This window comes from Paenibacillus turpanensis, from assembly GCF_011421635.1.
In the GTDB taxonomy this organism is placed as follows: Bacteria; Bacillota; Bacilli; order Paenibacillales; family YIM-B00363; genus Paenibacillus_AK; species Paenibacillus_AK turpanensis.
Window position 1 is genome coordinate 13,648 of record NZ_WTLI01000031.1, and the last position, 20,065, is coordinate 33,712.

Consider the following 20,065-nt stretch of genomic DNA (forward strand, 5'->3'; position numbering starts at 1 on the left):
ACCATTAATAGATGTACAGTTGTTTGAGTTTATGAGCATCCTCAATGAGTTCGAAACTTATGTGGAATCCCTTTTTGCTGCTTCACTTTCCATAGAAAATCGCCATCAACAAACACTCTACATTGGCGTATTGTGGCGGAATATTTTTTATGCCGCGCATCCATAAGTAGTAGTTCAAAATCATATTTTTCATCACACAATCCGTGTTCATCAATATTAAGCCTTAAGGGTTGAGATGAACTAAACCCAACAAACAGGTGTCCTACAACTTCTGACTTGGGTGGTAAGGCTATTTTAAAATCAGCATCCTCAATTCGATTATTCAGACCGTAAATAGGATGATGGGTTAGTTCTTCTCCGTGCTTATCGCGTATGAATAGCTCTCCAGCAATAATCGTAGTCGGTAAATCCGTTGTATTCGAAAACGCTACCTCTATAGACGCACACCCATCCGCATCATATATTGCATGTAAAGATTGTTCCAGAAATCTTATTTCGAATTGACCTTTATTAAGGTACATATTATCAAAGTCACTACGCTTTGCTAGGGCATTTATGCTACCTTTCCTGATTAAGCAGTACCCTTCATTTAGTCGCTCATATTTCTTTTTCAGCATATACGGTTTATTTTCTGTTCCGTGAATTCTAAAAACTCCTAACACTGCCCCCTTGTATTCATACTTAAAATAATCAAACTGTATCTCGGGTTCAGTGTTATTTAGAATTACTTGTTTGTAGTTTTGTCAACATCATCTGAAAAATCCCCAAAAACAGCAATTGAAAATTCCCTACTTTGAGCAGCGTCAGTTTTCTTCTGCTGCTTGATCGGGTTTAAAGAAGCCTGCTTTTTTCTTCTCTTTGATGCGATAACTTTCACCTTTTATGTTGATGGTTACAGAGTGATGCAGTAGCCGGTCCAGAATAGCTGTGGCCAACACCGTATCTCCAAATATCTCTCCCCAAGACCCGAACGACTTGTTTGATGTGAGAATGATGGATCCCTTTTCATAGCGTTCCGAAATGATTTGGAAGAAGAAGTGAGCAGCTTCCTCTTCCATTTTTCGATAACCAATCTCGTCAATGATGAGCAGATCCGACTTAAGCAAATTGCGGATTTTTTGCTGCAATGTATTGGTTTTATACGCCTGCTGCAGGGCCTGAACCAGGTCGTGAGCTGTGATGAAATAAACCGTGTATCGCTTGGTGATAGCCTCGAGAGCTAAAGCAACTGCAAGATGGGTCTTACCCACTCCAGGTGGCCCTAATAGAACAAGATTCTCTTGATGCTCCATGAATCGCAGCGTAGCTAAATCTCGAATCCGTCTTTCGTCCACGGACGGCTGAAACTCAAAGTCGAACTGCGCCAGTGTTTTATGGTAGGGCAACCTTGCCAACCTTGTACGGGTCTTGAGATACCGGTCATGTTTGGCACTCAATTCCTCTTGCAAAAGCTTGTCTAGAAATTCGAGATACGATATATTGTCTCTAGCGGCTTCCTCCGCATGTTGATGAAGGATCTCGGGTATTCGTACCCATCCCAACTGCTGGAAGATTTCTTGAAGACGTTCGGTGAGGATCATTGCAAGCGCACCTCCTCATCCGTAAGTTCTTCGTAAACTGCTAAAGAGCGTTCGGCCACTTCGAGGGATGTTTTAGGGACAAGCTTAGGCATGGGTTGGGGAACCTGTTTGGCGCCTATTGTCCGGATTCCTTCGAAGTGTTTTTTATTTGTAATGACTTGATGCACACCCGTTGATTTAAGATGCTGGGCGATCTGGATCCCTTCTTGAGTAAAGAAGCGCAGCAGCCCGTTCTTGTCATCTTGGACTTGAATGAGTTGGCCTACGTAGGCATACGGCATGGAATAGCGGTTGTTTTGATAAGAGACCAAGGTGTCACTGGATACTTTTCGAATGTGGCGTACGGCAGCATAAAACGGAATAGGGTTAGCTGCTTTCAGGTTTTCCTGCTTCCAGCGCTGCATGGGAATTTCGTGTGTTGTTCCATGTATGCGTACATTGGCGACTGTATCGAGCCATAGACGGGCCTGAGCATTCAGATCACTAAGCCCTGTAAACGACTGAATCCGCGGCCAGAAGTTTTTCCTCACATAACCTACGCCATTCTCTACCTTACCTTTTGTACGTGGGCGGTACGGCTTGCAGCGGCGAAGGATGAACCCGTGATAGGCTGCAAACTGGGCAAACTGCTCATTCCAAATGACTTCGCCTTGTTCATCTTGACCTGCAACAACGGTTTTCATGTTGTCGTATAAACACGTATCCGTGATGCCGCCAAAGTAATCCATAGCTCGTTCATGGCAGCCCATAAGCGTCTCTAGCTTTTCATCTTCTGTAGATTCCAGATACATCATCCGCGAGTAACCGAGCACCATCACGAAGGCATGAAGCTGCTTCTTGGTATGATTCCAATCCACTCGGAAATGCCCCCAGTCGACTTGAGCTTGCTCACCGGGCTTTGTTTCAAAACGTTCGGTTGCCTTGGAGGCAACGATGGGGCGTAAGGGCCTCATGAAATACCGAAGTGTTGTAACACTTCCAGAGTAACCTTGGGCTTTAATATCGTCGAAAAGAACCATAGCATTGGTACAGCCTTCTTCCATGCGTTTTTGTACATATTCCTTAAAAGCTTCAATTTTTGACGGCCTTGTCACCTGTCTTTGATAGGTCCTCGGTGTCTCTTGTTCTAGCATCTTACGAATTGTCTTAGGATCGCGGCCGAGTTCGCGAGCAATATGAGTGATGTACATTCCTCGCTGGCGCATTTCCTTGATCACAAAAAACTCCCCATTCTTGACCAAATTTCTCTCCTCCCGGAGAGATTGTCTGCTGATCGTGGGGAATTTTCAACCGCTGATATTTGGTATTTTACAATTGATGTTCACAGTTTGACGAATCAATAAATTCTTCTGGGTTTATTCCCTTGATTTCTTTTCCTTCAGGCCGATCCTTTACTCCCACTATGATAAATTTATCTCCGTCATAACGAGAGTTTGCCATAGCCATAATGTCCACAATCAAGTCGGCAGTTTTTTCTTTGGAATATTGTTTTCCTTTAAAGTCTAAGTAGTCGCTTTCGTATCCGTATTCTACTAATTCTTTTATCCTATCCATATGGATCTCACCCTAAAATCATAGTTGGTTTGCACGCAATATGAACCATTCCTATTATTAATTCGACTTTTTATACCAATGTCCTACTATTCCCAAATCGGCAAAGAAAAATGCTACTGATGAGCTCAGTAGCAAAAGCTGTCTATATTGACTTGAGTCGTTCCTTTAGAACTTCTTTCATTTTACCTGGGATACTGGAAATTCCATGAAGGGAAACCTGGACCACTGGTATTACAATGGCCATCTCAAAACAAAAGTTGATCTTATGTGACTCTATACTCACATCAATTCTTGTCGTTTTCCAATAATCCCGTTCTATTGTTTTGCTTTGGTCGGTCAACCTGCTCTAATAACCAAATAACGTGCCACATCCCAGGAAATAAGAGAGCCGTAGCCCATTCTTTGTAGATAACGTCTGTAAAGAATAGAATTATTACCGATAAGACTAAGAGCAGGAGATGAGCAACTAACTTACTCAGTTCTAATTTAAAAATAGAAGGGCGATAGCGATTTGCTATTGATTTCCCTAAAAAATACAAACAAGCCATTAGCAAATATAGAATTACAAACGAAGCATGTGCTCGTGTAATGTCAGAACCATATAAACTTACATAACTTTCATAAAAGCTCGAGAGCACACGGGATAAAAGACCTGACATCACAAAAATGACCCATCCAACTGCTAAAAATAAAGCTATTGTAAGTCTAACCCCAAAGTGTCGCTTATTCCGAGCTTGCTCAAACTCTATACATAAGTTTTTAAAGCCTGTGTAAACAGAGTCACTAACCTGATTCAATGTCCGTCGAATTGAATTTGGTATATTGCGTACTCTATCTATCCTTTTTCTACACAGCGATATAATTGATGCACGTTTTTTTTGCAGCCAACTCTTGCGACGAATTCGGTACACGCTCAATAACGGCACATATAAGTGCAGGACATAGTGACCATGAATCATTCCACGGATCGAGCCTCCTCCAAAATAGATCGCCTTACGTAACAAGTGCATCATTTCAGAGGTGGGGATGTTGGTGTTGCTGCATGCGTTATCAAATACTTTTTGTCCTTTACTCTTACTAGCCGCTTCTCTATATTTGAATATAAGGATTGGAAATGTTGTACCTAATGAAAAGGGCAAGATCACATATTTCAATGTTTGCTCATAAAACAATCTAAACCCAGTTTCGTCTTTCAACTCAAAATAAGAAAGCATTTCTTTGTTAGTCTGCAAATAATCGAATAATATTTGTGAAATAGGCTGCGCCATAAGAAGTCCGAGAACCGATACTGCTCCGAAAAGGAAGGCCACTGTCTCTAGGGCCAGCCTACTTTTTTCTAATTTATACACGGGTTGAATGATGACATATAATAGTTGAAATGCGAACGAATACATAAAATTATAAAAGGCAAATCCTTTGTCTGTTCCAGATTGAACAAACATATAAACATAGCTATCAAAAAAATTCTTAATTGGTATCGAATATGGAATGCCTGTAATATGGGATAAGATTTGGTTAATTTCATTTAATACACTTAGGAAAAACGATAAGGAAATAAATGGGCTGGTTAAAGAAATCAATGGTATAAGCCAACGTCGGCGCGTAATGGATAAAAAGCAAAAGGCATAAAAGATTAATCCAAGCCATCCTGCAAAGACAAAATCATTAAACACCCACCTATCTATTGAAAAAGCGAAAGGTCCCCACATCCAACTTATAATAACGCCAAAAGACAAAAAATAAGAAAATAGCAGCGAGATGCCCTTTCTGAACAATCTCAATCTAGCCTTTAAATCCTCAGCTGTATTATCAATACCAATATAGTTACACATTCTAATTCTATGCCACAGACGACTAGTTAGCCTGGTCTTAGATGTGGTTATTCCCAAGTATGGAATGAACCATAATGCTGCTAATAATACTTTTAAGTACCATGGCAATAAAGAGGAGAAATAAATCAAAAGAATAAGAACATCAACAATAATAAAGCGATTTATTATCCCTAATTTTCGGCTACGGCGCAATACTTTGAAAATAATTTTATTGTTGTAATTCTTATAGATTCTTATAAAAATATATAACTTGGCCAATATATAGACCCCCGTTAGGAACCAAGTAAGCTGCAGCGTTTTGATGCGGCCCATTATACTTTGTGAAGCGGGCATCTCGATGCCGAAAATAATTAGGGCTCCTGCGTGTCCCAACGTTCTTTACAAATATTCTCGGCTTCCTTAAGAGACAATTGTTCAAGAAGTTGCTCAAACTCAAGAATGATCGTAGCTGCATCCATCGCTTCCAAATAGCCTATTTTATTCAAAGAAGCGACTAACGTACCTACTGCCCTTTTGGTAGTAATCCGGTTACTTAGGTGGTAGGCAAGATTATCTATGAATAATTCACTATTAGAGATTGCCGCCTTTTGATTGATTGAATCTTTTGTACTTAAGAAGATTCAGATTGATTCAAGGATAATTAGCAAAGGTATCTTCACTAGGAAGTTGTTTAATATCACGATCCAAAATACTAATCAACAATTCAACTTTCTCTGTATCGTTTAGTAAAGTCAAGTTTTTCCACCCCCTTGTTTATTCGAAAATACTGCCGCGGGAAATGCATGTACGAAATTAGGACAACGCTTATTGCTATTCATGAAAACACTTGCTAATACACTGGTTTCACATACACTAGAACCCTTAATTTCCAATAAGCTCCCCAACCTTTTCAACAAGCTTTTGCCAATCAGTAAGTAATGCAGTTGTTCCAGCAACTCCCTTTGAAGCTGATGCCATATAGCTTTTTATGTTTTCCATCGCCTTCCTTAATCTAGGCAACTTGGGATTAGGTGATTCCACCTGCTCTTGAATAGTCTCCAAATCGTCAGTCAAACTTTCTTTTTCATCTACTGACAGTTCACTTTCCTGAATAGCAGGCAGCAATTTTTCAATCAGTGCCTTAATCTCGCTTACATCGTTATTGCTTATATTGCCCGTGTAAGTGACATCCCTTCCGGCTGCGTTGACGTTCCCGTAGTTATTGCCGATGTTCTGATATATATTGCCCATTACCTTATCCCCTTCCAGAAGCATCATTTTTTTAGCCAATGCATCAACAACAAAATCAACCAAGGACTTGAAAGCACTGTCCAAAAAGTCCCTGACTATGTTATCCCAACTTCCTTTGCCATGAATAAAGCTGTGTGCAACCCCTTTAACATCTTTATTTTCTGAACATAAATACGACATATAATCATATTGGGCTTTCAAATGACTAGCCTCATCAACAGGAGGTTCAATATAGTTCCATCCGGAACCTTCTATTAGATAACACTGCTTATAGTCGAACTCCACTCCTCTTATTCGATCCTGAATAATGCTGCTTATAACCGGACTTGAGTCGATATAGTTTTTAAAGCGTTTTAATTGGACCGTTGCAGTATCCGCATCACACATAAGCATGTTACTTGAAACTCTTCTAAACTCTAAACTCAAGAGTCTGTACTCTTTGTACTCCGTTGTATTCACTACATATCCACCCCACAATAAGGACAGTAAACTTTCGAAACACCAGCACAATAAAGAACTTTCACATGCTGTTCACAACAGCTGCAGGCAAAAATCTCTTCGGTTGTATCACGATCCTTCAGTTCCCTAACATTAACCGTCTTAAGAGGCTTGAAATCCATTTTTATGACCCCTTTGCTCGTCCTATTAATGTTACGAGCCATTTTACCAAAGGTCTTATTTAGTTGTTCAATAGCATAATTCATGGCTAATGCCTCTATCTTCTCGACAGTTTCTTTGGTGTAAAAGTTATTCTTGTCGCTCGTTAGCCCGCAATATGGGCAAAACAGATCCATAACTGGCTTATCGTCGTGTTGTAATTCATCTGCTCTCACCTTAAATTCCGAACTGCAGAACGGACATTCAAAAGTCACAAACCCTTCACTATCGCCCTGGATTGTAAATGATAGAGTCACCTGGCTCACCCATATCCCCTCCCGAGTATCTTAGCCTACTAATGCTTTATACCTATTATCCCGTGCCACTTGTGTCATCCTCTCAAACCGACCTTTCTTCTAGTTTACTAGATTTGGTTTTGAGAGTTTACACAAAATATTTTACAGTCTCCTCAAGCACTAACATTATAGTGATCTTAGTTTTATTTTCACTCGTATAATCTCAATTATTTCATTCTTGTCAAAATCATCAAGATTTCTAAAAACTTCAATCAGCCTTTTCTCAAACTCATCTTCATAAGTCATCCCATCGTCTACAGCGACACCGGTTAATAACCAATTTAAGTTCACATTATATTGTGCTCGAATAGATATTAATGTTTCCGCAGAAGGATTACTATTTCCCATTTCAATTTCGCTCAGATTCCCTTGAGAAATTCCTATACTCTTTGCAAACTGAATTTGGTTTAGATTATTCTCTTTTCGGATACATTTGATTCTATAGCCAATGCCACTCAACAGTTTCACCACCGTAATGAAGTCGTATGTGAATATTAACTTCTACACAAATTAAAGGGAGCGCCGAATTAATCCCCTCGGGCTCCCTTCTAGATGTCCAATCATCTTGCTTATCGGTTCCACACATCTTTTACTGGTTCCATAGATCTTTTTCTAGTTCCAAACATCTTTTACTGGTTCCAGACATCTTTATCACCGAACATATACCATTTCAATTATTGTATAAATATAATAATTCCTTATTCCACCGTAACCGACTTCGCAAGGTTACGCGGCTTATCAACGTCGTTGCCGCGGGCAAGCGATGCGTAGTAGCTGAGCAGCTGCAGCGGAATCACCGACAGAGCCGGTGCCAGCAGCGGCAGCGTGCGCGGAATCGCGAACACATGGTTCACCGACTTCGCCATTTCGCCTTCGTCACCCTCAAAAACAAAACCATAAACATAACCGCCCCGAGCGGTAACCTCTTTAATGTTGCTCACGGTCTTCTCAATCAGCTCGCCTTGCGTCGCAAGTGCGATAACCGGAATATCATCCTCGATTAGCGCCAAGGTGCCGTGCTTCAGCTCGCCTGCCGCATACGCTTCGGAATGGATGTAGCTGATTTCCTTCAGCTTCAGCGAGCCTTCCAGCGCAACCGCGTAATCAAGGCCGCGGCCGATGAAGAACAAGCTGTTATGCTTCGCCACCTGCTCCGCATACACCTTCATATCCTCCGCGCGCTCCAGGATCGCCTGCACCTGCTCCGGAAGCTGCTCCAGCGCGGCGATCACTTCCGCGATATAAGCGGAATCGCGAATGCCGAGCTCCTGCGCCATGTATAGACCGAACAGATAGAACGCGATCAGCTGCGACGTATAAGCCTTCGTGGACGCGACGGCGATTTCCGGGCCGGCCCACGTCGTGATCACATCGTCCGCTTCGCGCGCAACCGAGCTGCCGACCACATTCGTGATCGCAAGCACACGTGCGCCGCAGCGCTTCGCTTCACGCAGAGCCGCCAGCGTATCCGCGGTCTCGCCGGATTGGCTGACCACGATAACTAGCGTGTTCGGCGTAATGATCGGATCGCGATAGCGGTACTCGGACGCAACGTCCGTTTCAACCGGAATGCGTACCAGCTTCTCGATGACCGACTTGCCAACCAAGCCCGCATGGTAAGCCGTTCCGCATGCCACGATGTGAACCCGCTCCACCTGCTTCAGCTGATCAGCACTCAGGCCGATTTCCTTCAACACCACACGTCCGTCCGCAATGCGGCTTCCCATCGTGTCACGGTACGCCTTCGGCTGCTCATGAATTTCCTTCAGCATGAAGGAATCAAAGCCCGCCTTTTCCGCCGTCACCAAGTCCCAATCCACATGGAACATTTCCCGGGAAATAACATTTCCTTCCATCGTCATCAGCGTCACGTCGTTTTTTGTCAAAACGGCCATTTCGCCATCATTCAAAATATACACATTGCGCGTATACTCCAAAATCGCCGGAATATCCGAGCCGATAAAGTTTTCGCCTTCGCCAACGCCAATAATGAGCGGGCTCGCCAGTCGAACCGCAACCAGCTTCTCCGGTTCATGCTCCGTCAGTACGCCAAGTGCGAACGCCCCGCGCATCCGTTTTACCGCTTTCTGCACGGCCTTCACAATATCGCCTTCATAAAGGCTGGCGATCAAATGCGAGATAACCTCCGTATCGGTTTCGGATACGAACTTCGCACCCGCAGCTGCCAGCTCTTCCTTGAGCTCAAGGTAATTCTCGATAATCCCGTTATGCACAACGGAAAACTTGCTCGACGTATCCGTATGCGGATGGGAGTTCACATCGGACGGCTTCCCGTGCGTCGCCCAGCGCGTATGCCCGATCCCGATTCCGCCATTCAACGGACGCTCCTCCAGATGCGATTCCAATACCGCAAGGCGTCCCTTCGCCTTCTTCACTTCCAACCCTGCATTTGTAAAAACGGCAACGCCAGCCGAGTCGTACCCCCGGTACTCCAGCTTTCTTAAGCCGGAAATCAAAATATCCTGCGAGTTCCGATAACCTACATAACCTACTATTCCGCACATGGTGTACGTCCTCCATTCGATGTTAAAGTTTTAGTTGTCAAAGTACACGTCCCGTTGGAATCTTGTCTGCCCGGTCGCCCTAAGCGATTTGCCTTCCAACTTGCGGCCTGGATCATTGCCGGGAGGTCCCCGCCGAACATTCCGAACACCTCCACCTCGTCAACTCGTCGAAGGCAAGCGGTCTGCAGGCGCAATGCGCGGCTTCCGCCCTTCCGTGCCCTTCCCGAGTTCTGGCGCTTTAGAATTAACCCCTACCCTCACCTTCTGCTTTAGAGTAAACATGAAATTATTCTATTCGTTTTCCCTTTCACTAGCAACAACTATTTTTCCTGTTTTTCATAGTCACAAGCCTAATGTTTTCTTACAGCATATGCGTTTTGCCCGTTCCACGTGAACAGGAATCCATTTCCACCTCCCCGCCGCCTGCAAAAGCAAACCCGCTTATGCCCAAAATGATTCGCAGCCCCTGCCTGAATTCCGTGGGCACCCAAGCCAACCGAATCCAACCCTCTAAGCCTTCCAACTAAAAAAGGAGCCCACGGCTAAGCTACTGCTTCCAGCCGCAAGCTCCCTACACTATTCACACTTAAACAAGCTGTTCCTTTACAACCTCTGCGATCCGGTTCACGTACTGCTCCACCTGATCTTTATCCGGCCCTTCCGCCATAACGCGCACGAGCGACTCCGTCCCGGATGGACGAACAAGCACACGGCCGTTGTCGCCCAGCTCCGCTTCGACCTGACGGATCGCTTCGGCTACCGCCTCGTTGCCGTTCAGCTTCGATTTATCGGCCACACGCACATTCACAAGCACCTGCGGGAATTTCCGCATGAGCGTCTTCAGCTCGCTCAGCTTGCGTCCTTCCGCTACGACAGTATCGACCAACTGGAGCGCAGTCAGCATACCGTCACCGGTCGTATTGTAGTCCAGGAAAATGACATGTCCAGACTGCTCGCCGCCCAGATTATAACCGCCCTTACGCATTTCTTCCATCACATAACGGTCACCGACAGCCGTCTTCGCCGTACGAATGCCTAAGCCTTCTACCGCCTTAAAGAAGCCGATATTGCTCATCACCGTCGTCACGACTGTATCGCCGGCCAGACGTCCAGCTTTCTTCATCGCATTGCCGCAAATGCATAAAATAAAGTCGCCGTCCACCTCGGCTCCGGTATCGTCAATCGCGATCAGTCGGTCCGCATCGCCGTCAAACGACAGTCCAAGATCCGCGCCATGGTTCACGACCTCAGCCTGCAGATGCTCCGGATGCGTCGAACCGCAGCCCTCGTTAATGTTCAAGCCGTCCGGCTCCGCACCGATCGCAATCACTTCCGCACCAAGCTCGCGGAACAGCTTCGGAGCAAGCTCATAGGCTGCGCCGTTTGCGCAATCCAAAACAATTTTCAAGCCCGCAAACGAATGCTTCACCGTCGACTTCAAATACTCGATATACTCGTATTTCGCGGTATCGTTCACGGTTACCCGGCCAAGGCCGCCGGCAACCGGACGAGGAAGCTCATCGATCTCTGCATCCATCAGACGCTCAATTTCAAGCTCCGTCTCATCATTCAGCTTAAAGCCGTCACCGCCGAAAAACTTAATCCCGTTATCCTCAACCGGATTATGCGAAGCCGAAATCATAACTCCTGCATCTGCTCCGAGCTTGCGGATTAAGTAAGCAACGCCAGGAGTGGATACAACACCCAAGCGGATAATGTCCGCCCCGATTGAGAGTAGACCGGCAACCAGCGACGCCTCCAGCATTTCACCGGAAATTCGCGTATCCATACCGATGACAATTTTCGGCTTTTCAGCCTGTTTGGTAAGTACATAACCGCCGCAGCGGCCAATCTTAAACGCCAGCTCCGGCGTCAATTCCTTATTGGCTACCCCCCGAACTCCGTCGGTACCAAAATATTTCCCCATTCGTATTCTGTCTCCTTTTCCCTCTGTCTAGCTTCTCTATTCTTTACAGTTAACGCGAGTTTCACGGTTGAGGTGCATGTCCCGCTCCATTACGGAGCTATGGAAGGTCGATCTTCGACCGTAGTACCGGCCTCGGCAGCCTGTCCTTCACCGCCCGCAGCCGCCCCAGGCTGAGCAGCAGCAGGTTCCTGCTGCGGAGCCTCCGCCTGCGGCTGCTCAATCGGAATCGCTTCACCCGGCGTTCCGTTGGAGGCAGGCGTTTGCGCCGGTGCCGTGGTGTTTTTCTCTTTCGCCGTAATATCGATGACAACCCTCGGCACCCCGGCACGAACCGCCTTCACGTATGTCGGTAAATTAAAGTCCAGCATCACTTCATGCCGGCCCGGCGGGAGATTGCTTACATCGGCGATTGCCTGAACATTCGCCGCCTTGACCGTTTCCAAAATATCCGGCGCCCCCTCGATGGTGACGGGCAGCTTCCCGGTATCCGGAGAAACGACTTTCACCGTATATGCGTCGTTCTGACCCGAAATCGTAATCGGTACCGATTCCAGCACCTTCGTTGCCGCCGGAACAATTACAAGCTCCACCTCGACCTGCGCCGGTTCCAGCTTCTGTATCGATTGCTGCACGGGAATATCAAGCTTCAGATTAACGGACCCTGTGATTTGGCTTAAATCAATTTCAGGTCCCGGATAAAACTCAAATTTATCTAGAATCGATTGTTTTCCGTAAACGGTGACTTTGTCAACATTTTGCCGGTATCCTCCAATCGCAAGGCCCGGAGGCAGTGTGCCCTTCAGCTTCACCTGCAGCGGCACCGTCTCGAACGGACTCGTAATCGGCACCTCGACATCGGCCACAGCCGGCATGATGGCAACGTCCATTTCCTTCCCGTTCTTATCCAAAGCGGCCAGCTTCACCTGCTTCACCACAGCAGTTGACGCGCCTTCTACGTCGACCTTGCCTACCACAGCCGCGACCTGGTCCGCCAGACTGGAAGGAACTGTTACATTCACACGGTTCGGCTTAATTATCGCTTGTCCCGCTTTATGCCCTTCGGACGGTGTTCCCGTAACCTCCAGCGTTATCGGAATTTCCTTGATTACCTTCTCTTCGATCTGGACCGTTACAGTCGGCGGGTCGATCTCCACATCTACTCCGGCCGGAAACCCGAATGCCTTTAGCGCCAGCGTGTGCTCGCCCTTACCGACATTGCTTAAATCCAGCTGGATTTGATAATTTTTCGGATTAATTCGGTTAAGTGAAGATTCCCTGCCGATCACACGAATCCGAACCTTTTCAGGCTGGATCGATTGAATCGCAAATTGCGCGCTATTCAGGCCGATCGTCGTAATACTCACGTTCGTGAATTCCTGCGTTCGGATTAACGATTCGGTTGATGCGGTGCCCGCCGGTCCTGTTATACGAACAACCGCCCAGAGCAAAATGCCAAGAAGTACGGCAATGATCCGGACGGACGTTTTATTCTCGAGCAGTCTATCCATTGTTCGCACCCTTTCTCTTGAAGAACGACGTCTTCTCCTTCGGTTGCGGCTTAAGCTCCTCAAACAGCTTTGATATGAGTGACTCCTCTTTTATATCTCTTACGATTTGTCCATTCAACACAAGCGAAACTTGTCCGGTTTCCTCAGAAACGACCACACATATCGCATCTGACGCCTCGCTCATCCCGATGGCAGCCCGGTGTCTCGTGCCCAGCTCTTTACTGATAAAAGGATTTTCGGACAGCGGCAAATAACAGCCGGCAGCCATGATCAAATTTCTCCGGATAATGACCGCTCCATCATGCAGCGGCGTATTCGGAATAAAGATATTGATAATGAGCTCGGATGTAATTTTCGATTCCAGCGGAATGCCCGTTTCCATATAGTCGCCCAGCCCGGTATCCCGTTCAAATACAATCAGGGCTCCGATTTTTCGCTTCGCCAAATAATTGACCGCTTTAATGATGCTGGACAGTCTTGCATTCACTTCCTGGTATTCTTCATGCGAATTGCGTGCAAACAGCTTCCCGCGGCCAAGCTGCTCCAGTGCACGCCGTAGCTCCGGCTGAAAAATGATGAGCACACCGACCAAGCCGAAGGTAAAGGTCTGATTCATGAGCCACTTTAACGTATTCAAGTTAAAATAGTAGCTGAGCGCCCACACCGCAAGCAGCACGACAATTCCGCGAACGAGCTGCACCGCGCGCGTACCGCGTACCAGGATAATTAACTTGTATATAATGTAGCTGACAATCGCAATGTCCACTACGTCTTTGATAAAGCTCTGCCAATTCATTTCTGTAAAATACGCCATCTTTGATCCCCCGGACGCATCTGTCTGTATCTTAGTATGATACCACAAGTTAGGGGTCCAAGCCTAATCTTAAATCGGTCAGCCGCACTGTCCAATAAAAGGAAAAAAGGCTGGTCCCCTGAGGGGCTCCAGCCATCGCTCTTGCATTCATTATTTCCGTTCCGGATCTTGAAACTGAAACCAGCTGCCTACCTTGTACCACAGCCAATCAATGGCCATGTTGACGCTTTTCACATTTCCCGTCACCTGCGCGGTAGAAGCCATAGCAACACTGCCGTCAATGACGACAAGATTGCCATCGAGCTGTCCGTCCACGTGCACGGTGCCATTTTCCACAACAATATCGCCCTTAATAACTTCGCCGGCCGGTACCGTTACGGTGCTTCCGCTGAACACCAGCTTCTCTAATTCCTTCCCGCTGACGGTCAACTGCGAACCTTGATTCCATAGGCTTGTAATGCTTGTAAACATCACGACAAGGAATACAGCCGCGACGGATGCCGCCGGGTGGTTTCTCACCCATTTCAGCCAAGACGGAGGTGCAGCTTTCCGTTTCATCGGAATCGCACTCATGATCTGCTCCGTTGACAAAGTCGTAGATGGCTCGTTGGAAGCCATGCGGAATAGCATCGCGTCCGTCTGTTCCAGCCTGTTGAGATGGCTTCTGCAGGATTCACATTGATCGAGGTGTAGGCGAAGCTTCATTCGTCCATCTGAGTTCAGGTCCCCGTCCAAATAATCGTGAATATAAGGGATGGCTTCTTTGCAGTTCATGGATTAGCCACTCCTCCTTGATTCGCATGTGTAGTCGTATTTAGTTATACGGATCATTCCGTAAATCGTTTCAAGAATTGAGCAAAAGATCTTGATCCAAAATCTTACGCAAATATTCCCTGCCGCGATGTACCCTTGTTTTGACTGTCGTAACCGGCATGTTTAATACATCGCCAATTTCTTGCAGAGATAGATCATGCAAATAACGCAAAATTACGACTGACTTATATTTTTCAGGAAGCTCGCGAATTGCGTTATGGATTTTTTGTTTGGTCTCCGAAAGCAAAAGCACATCCTCGGGGGTCGGGTCCTCGCTTCTCAGCATCGAGTAAAAATCTTGTCCCTCGCCATCACTTATTTCTGCATCCAAGGAATAGCTTGCCTTTCGTTTACGCAGCCGGTCAATACAAAGATTTGTTGCAATCCGGTAAATCCACGTCGAGAACTTTTGATTTTCGTCATACCGATCCAAGTTCATGTACACTCGTAAAAATGTTTCCTGTACGATGTCCTCCGCCTCTTGCCGATTGGAAAGCATCCGTAGTCCCAAATGAAACATTTTATCTTTGTACAGCTCAACCAGATCAGCAAACGCACGGCGGTTCCCCTCGCGCGCCAGCTTCGCCAGTCTTGTTTCTATGTCCTGCACGCTCATTCCTCCACAGTTCCATTTTCCCCTGAATGCTGCGTTTTAGGCTCCTTCGTTGTTCTATATTCCGCTAAGGCCATCCCCGCAATGATGAGGGCCACGCCTCCCCATTGTCCGGTACGGACCGTTTCCCCCGCAATCAGCAGCGCCGCCGTAACCGATACCGGCAATTCCACGGAGCCGAGCACCGCAGCGAGTGTACTCCCGATCACCGGGATCCCTACCGTAAAACAAATCGTAGGCAGCACCTGGCCCAAAAATCCGAGCAGTGCCCCCCAGCCGAGCAGAGGCCACGCGTCGGCACTCCATAATGGAGCCGGCGGGTACACCAAATAAATAAAAGGCAGCGAAGCGGTCAGCATCACAGCGGAAGTTTGGACGGATGACATGGATGTTTTAACTCTTCCGGCAAAGGTTAAAAATATGCTGTATGTAATAGCCGACCCAAGCCCTACGAATAATCCGACGATGCTTAGCCCTTTAAGCTCATCCAGTGAAAGTCCGACCGCAAAGATCGTCCCCACCCAAATGACCAAAGCGGCCGCCCATTGTCTGCCCGAAGGCATTTTTCGGGTAATCAGCGCTTCCATAATCATTGTAATCCACGTAAATTGAAACAGCAGTACAATGGTCAACGTTGCGCTCAGCAATGTTAATACATAGTTCAACAGTACATTCGTTAACGCGAGTCCAAAAATCCCGATCAAGGACAGCTTTATCCATGGCTCGCGAAACGGATTTTTTAAAGCCCTGGGATTTAATAACGCCAACAACCATAGAACAAGTGTTCCGTATGTCATTTGGCTCGCTGTAATTTGCTGGTCATTCCAGCCTTGTTGATAGGCTACTTTCACAATTGGCGAAAGGAGCCCGTAGCTTGCAGCTCCAATAAGGATTAATACTACGGCAACCCAATGCTTATGTATGAGTTTGTTCGGTGTCGCACTCTGCATCACGAGCTTTTATACTCCTTTGGTCTTGGCAAAAATACGTGGAAAAAGCGCCCGATCCCCACAGGTGCAGATTCAGGCGCTCTCCGATATTTTTGTCCGTATTAGCCCGTATTCCGAAGTCCGGCTGCGATTCCATTAATGGTAAGCAGTACTTCACGTAACAGCTCGGAATCGTCCTCTTCTCTTTCGCGCAAGGAGCGAAGCTCAGACAACAGATTGACCTGCATGTAGCTCAGCGGATCAACATACGGATTGCGAAGTCGGATGGATTCCTGGATGACCGGCACATTATCCAGAATATCTTCTTGACCTGTTATCTCTAATATAAGTTTCGAGGTCAATTCGTATTCTCGCTTAATCAATCCATAAATCCGATCCGCGCTACTCCGCTCGCTTACTAGTCCCGCATATTGCTCGGCGATCAACAAATCGGCTTTGGCGAGTGCCATTTGCAGGTTGTCGATCAGACCTTTGAAGAAAGACCAGTTATCGTACATCGAGCGTAAGATTTGCAGGTTTTCCGGCTTGCTATCGTAGAAACGGTTAAGTCCCGTACCGGCCGCGTACCACGCTGGCAGCAAATAGCGGCTTTGCGTCCACGAGAATACCCATGGAATCGCTCGTAGGTCCTCAAAGCGATCGCTGTTTTTCCGCTTCGACGGGCGTGAGCCAATGTTCAGCTCTCCAATTTCGGATAGCGGAGTCGTTTCCTTGAAGAAGCTTAAGAAGTCCGGATCCCGGAAAATCAAATCCTGATATTTCGTAAAGGAGGTTTCCGAAATGCTTGCTACAATTTCTTCCCACTGCGGCTCTTCCGCCTGTGTTTGCGGGTTTCTGCGCAGGGAAGCGGCTGTAACGAGGGCTGACGTTGCCTGCTCCAAGCTGCGGTAAGCAATGCCCTGCAGCGAGTAGCGGGAGGAGAGAACCTCGCCCTGTTCGGTAATTTTGATGCCTGCACCGATCGTATGCGGCGGCTGCGCCAAAATACTGCGGTTCAGAGGCATTCCTCCGCGGCCCAAGGCCCCGCCTCTGCCGTGGAAGAACTTCAGCTTCACGCCGTACTCATCGGCCGCTGCAGTGATCGATTTGAGCGCCACACGCAGCTCCCAGTTCGCCGTAACAACGCCGCCATCTTTATTACTGTCAGAATAACCGAGCATAATTTCATGCTGATTGCCGAACGACTTCACGCTTTCCAAGTAAACTGGAAGCTCGAATAGAGTCTTCATAATACCTGGAGCTGCATGCAAATCCTCAATCGTTTCAAACAACGGAACCGATTGAAGCGTAATATGCACGCTTCCGTCTGCTTCGCGGCGGAAGAGGCCGGCCTCTTTTGCTAGTACCATAACCTCCAGCATATCGCTTGCGCCCTGGGTCATACTGATCAAATAGCTGGTAATGCAGTTCGTACCCATCGACTGTTGTGCCTTCTGAATGGTACGGAATACGTTCAAGCATTCTTCCGTCGATTCCGTATAATTCAAATGCGACGATGTTAATGGACGTGGATCGTTCAGCAAATTGTGCAGCAGCTCGATCTTCTCTTCTTCAGAAAGAGAGGAATAGTTCTGCGTAATACTCATCTTCGCCAAAATTTCCGTCATAGCCGCTTCATGCTCTTTACTGTGCTGGCGAACATCCAGCGTCATCAAGTGGAAGCCGAACAGTTCGATTTGGCGAATCAGCTTCGATACGTAGGTGTCAGCGCTATAATCCGCATAGTGGCTGCGGAGGCTGCGATCAATAATCAGCAGCTCGTCACGGAATTGCTCCGCGGAGTTGTATTTGACTTTATCATTATTAAGACGCGTATTTTGGAGCTTCTCCATCATGTAGGTCAGCTTGATACGATAAGGCTCCTTCTCATTGCGCCAAATATCCTCTGTTTTTAATTCCGCTGCGGCACGATCCGCTTCAATGGAATTAAGCAGTTCCTTTGTAACGTTGACGATTGAGGTGCTGAAGCTCAGTTGGCCCTTCAGCTCCTTCAGAGAAGCTTCATATTTGCGAAGCACTAGCTGACGATGCATCATAAGTGCTTCCCAAGTTACGGATGAAGTTACGGAAGGATTCCCGTCGCGATCTCCGCCGATCCATGAGCCGAATTTCAAGTACGTCGGCACATGCCATTTCGTCTCCGGGTAGTACTTCGACAGACAGCGTTCCAGCTCCTGATATACCTCAGGCAGTACATCAAACAAGGTCTCGTCAAAATAGTAAAGACCATTCTTTACTTCATCAATAACGGTCGGCTTGCGATCTCTTAGCTCATCAGTTTGCCAAAGCGTAAGTACTTCGCTTAAGAGACGCGTACGCAGCAGCTCGCGTTCTCTATACGTTAAGGTCGGATTGTCTAGCTCCACCATGTCCTGAGCTATCCGCTTATGAATATCTAGGATTACCCGGCGTGTTGCTTCCGTCGGATGAGCCGTCATAACGAGTTCTAGAGAGATGCCTTGTATGATGTCCTGCACTTCATCAGAACTTAAGCCCTGATCCTTCAAGTCTTGAATCGTGCTTTCAATAGATCCAGGCTGTACGGTTTCACCCGCTGAACGCTCATAATCCCGCTTTCTGCGAATACGGTGATTTTGTTCCGCAATATTAACCAATTGGAAGTAAATCGCAAACGCGCGAATAACCTGATGTCTTAAATTTGGCTCCAATGAGTTAATCTGATCTTGAAGTTCAGTAAATTGCCCTTCATCAAATTCTGCGCGAAGGGATTTCGTCGTTTCACGAATATGTTCGACAACTTCCAAAAGCTCTTTGCCGCTTTGATGAACTAACACTTCACCCAGTATATTACCGAGGAAGCGAATGTCCCGGCGAAGCAGCGAGTTGGGAGATGCAGAGCCTAAGAATGTGTTGTTGTTCGCTGCAGTAAATTCCGTCATAGTAGTTTCCTCTCTTTCTCTCCAGCTTTTCTTTCCGAACCATTTCATTTCATTGTACACAAAAAACATCAGAAAATCTGCAATTATTTCGATTTTTTTTGAAAATACTATGCTTCAATATCTCTAAATAAGAAGGATATCCACATGTATCGATTATTGATTTTTAGACAATAACCGAATTTAATATTCAAGAAGAAACAGGTCTAACCCACATTTCATAAATCTAGTAAACCGTGCTCCGTGAAGAAACTCTGTAGAGTAAAATATATATAAAAAAGCCTGTTATCGTTAAGATAACAGGCTGTTTATTGTATGTATGGAGCGGGTGATGGGAATCGAACCCACGCTACCAGCTTGGAAGGCTGGAGTTCTACCATTGAACTACACCCGCATACATAATATCGGGACGACACGATTTGAACATGCGACCCCCTGGTCCCAAACCAGGTGCTCTACCAAGCTGAGCTACGTCCCGATGTATTATGGCGTGCCCTGAGAGATTCGAACTCCCGACCTTTTGATTCGTAGTCAAATGCTCTATCCAGCTGAGCTAAGGGCACATAAATTATGGAGCGGAAGACGGGATTCGAACCCGCGACCCTCGCCTTGGCAAGGCGATGCTCTACCTCTGAGCCACTTCCGCATCTTTTAAAGCAATCTCTCAAGAGAGACAAGATCTATCTTACCATCTTGCAAACTCTTTGTCAACTCTTTTTTTTTGAGAGTTTTTAAAGAGTGGTGCGCGTAGAGGGACTTGAACCCCCACGGTTTCCCGCCAGATCCTAAGTCTGGTGCGTCTGCCAATTCCGCCATACGCGCACATTTGTAAAATGGTGAGCCATGTAGGACTCGAACCTACGACACCC

The 20,065-nt window shown here is 46.6% G+C and carries 16 protein-coding genes and 5 tRNA genes; all 21 read right to left on the reverse strand.

The genetic code is table 11. The annotated features are described in order from the left end of the window. Positions 1–41: 41 nt before the first annotated feature. Positions 42–617 carry a hypothetical protein gene (locus GQS10_RS21510; RefSeq protein WP_243735333.1) on the reverse strand — a complete coding sequence of 192 codons (576 nt, stop codon included), beginning with the start codon at positions 615–617 and terminating at the stop codon, positions 42–44. A 186-nt stretch (positions 618–803) separates the two neighbouring features. After that, the gene (gene istB / locus GQS10_RS21515) at positions 804–1,580 is read right to left on the reverse strand and encodes an IS21-like element helper ATPase IstB (RefSeq protein ID WP_166246133.1); all 777 of its coding nucleotides are present in this window, start codon (positions 1,578–1,580) and stop codon (positions 804–806) included. Next, positions 1,577–2,821, reverse strand: coding sequence for an IS21 family transposase (istA, locus tag GQS10_RS21520; protein WP_166246135.1), 1,245 nt, complete (start codon positions 2,819–2,821; stop codon positions 1,577–1,579). Before istA ends, istB begins: the two co-directional genes overlap by 4 nt. Positions 2,822–2,888: 67 nt before the next feature. Then, the gene (locus GQS10_RS21525; RefSeq protein WP_166246137.1) at positions 2,889–3,134 is read right to left on the reverse strand and encodes an RNA-binding domain-containing protein; all 246 of its coding nucleotides are present in this window, start codon (positions 3,132–3,134) and stop codon (positions 2,889–2,891) included. Between the two features lie 284 nt (positions 3,135–3,418). Continuing rightward, positions 3,419–5,278 carry a hypothetical protein gene (locus GQS10_RS21530; RefSeq protein ID WP_166246139.1) on the reverse strand — a complete coding sequence of 620 codons (1,860 nt, stop codon included), beginning with the start codon at positions 5,276–5,278 and terminating at the stop codon, positions 3,419–3,421. A gap of 549 nt (positions 5,279–5,827) precedes the next feature. Further along, entirely contained in the window at positions 5,828–6,655 is an 828-nt protein-coding gene (locus tag GQS10_RS21535) for a hypothetical protein (RefSeq protein WP_166246141.1), read from the reverse strand. Next, entirely contained in the window at positions 6,655–7,119 is a 465-nt protein-coding gene (locus tag GQS10_RS21540; protein ID WP_166246143.1) for a hypothetical protein, read from the reverse strand. Before GQS10_RS21540 ends, GQS10_RS21535 begins: the two co-directional genes overlap by 1 nt. 156 nt (positions 7,120–7,275) lie before the next feature. Continuing rightward, the gene (locus tag GQS10_RS21545) at positions 7,276–7,608 is read right to left on the reverse strand and encodes a helix-turn-helix domain-containing protein (protein WP_166246145.1); all 333 of its coding nucleotides are present in this window, start codon (positions 7,606–7,608) and stop codon (positions 7,276–7,278) included. A gap of 239 nt (positions 7,609–7,847) precedes the next feature. Then, positions 7,848–9,674, reverse strand: a complete 1,827-nt coding sequence (gene glmS / locus GQS10_RS21550; RefSeq protein WP_166246147.1) for a glutamine--fructose-6-phosphate transaminase (isomerizing) — start codon at positions 9,672–9,674, stop codon at positions 7,848–7,850. 586 nt (positions 9,675–10,260) lie between these two features. Next, positions 10,261–11,601: a phosphoglucosamine mutase gene (glmM, locus tag GQS10_RS21555; protein ID WP_166246149.1), complete on the reverse strand. Its 1,341-nt coding sequence runs from the start codon at positions 11,599–11,601 to the stop codon at positions 10,261–10,263. Between the two features lie 89 nt (positions 11,602–11,690). Beyond that, complete coding sequence (locus tag GQS10_RS21560) at positions 11,691–13,109, reverse strand: CdaR family protein (RefSeq protein ID WP_166246151.1); 1,419 nt, start codon at positions 13,107–13,109, stop codon at positions 11,691–11,693. Beyond that, complete coding sequence (gene cdaA, locus GQS10_RS21565; RefSeq protein ID WP_166246153.1) at positions 13,102–13,923, reverse strand: diadenylate cyclase CdaA; 822 nt, start codon at positions 13,921–13,923, stop codon at positions 13,102–13,104. The genes GQS10_RS21560 and cdaA overlap by 8 nt, the downstream gene beginning before the upstream one ends. A 150-nt stretch (positions 13,924–14,073) precedes the next feature. Then, entirely contained in the window at positions 14,074–14,697 is a 624-nt protein-coding gene (locus GQS10_RS21570) for a zf-HC2 domain-containing protein (protein WP_166246161.1), read from the reverse strand. Between the two features lie 70 nt (positions 14,698–14,767). Continuing rightward, on the reverse strand, positions 14,768–15,346 hold the full coding sequence (gene sigW / locus GQS10_RS21575; protein ID WP_166246155.1) for an RNA polymerase sigma factor SigW: 579 nt from the start codon (positions 15,344–15,346) through the stop codon (positions 14,768–14,770). A gap of 2 nt (positions 15,347–15,348) precedes the next feature. Then, entirely contained in the window at positions 15,349–16,299 is a 951-nt protein-coding gene (locus GQS10_RS21580) for a DMT family transporter (protein WP_243735337.1), read from the reverse strand. Positions 16,300–16,400: 101 nt separating this feature from the next. After that, positions 16,401–19,199, reverse strand: a complete 2,799-nt coding sequence (ppc, locus tag GQS10_RS21585) for a phosphoenolpyruvate carboxylase (RefSeq protein WP_166246159.1) — start codon at positions 19,197–19,199, stop codon at positions 16,401–16,403. A 317-nt stretch (positions 19,200–19,516) separates the two neighbouring features. After that, a tRNA-Gly gene (locus GQS10_RS21590) sits at positions 19,517–19,590 on the reverse strand. 10 nt (positions 19,591–19,600) lie between these two features. Further along, positions 19,601–19,674 (reverse strand) — tRNA-Pro (locus GQS10_RS21595). A gap of 8 nt (positions 19,675–19,682) precedes the next feature. Further along, positions 19,683–19,759 (reverse strand) — tRNA-Arg (locus GQS10_RS21600). A gap of 8 nt (positions 19,760–19,767) precedes the next feature. Continuing rightward, positions 19,768–19,842 (reverse strand) — tRNA-Gly (locus tag GQS10_RS21605). Between the two features lie 93 nt (positions 19,843–19,935). Beyond that, a tRNA-Leu gene (locus GQS10_RS21610) sits at positions 19,936–20,018 on the reverse strand. Between the last annotated feature and the right edge of the window lie 47 nt (positions 20,019–20,065).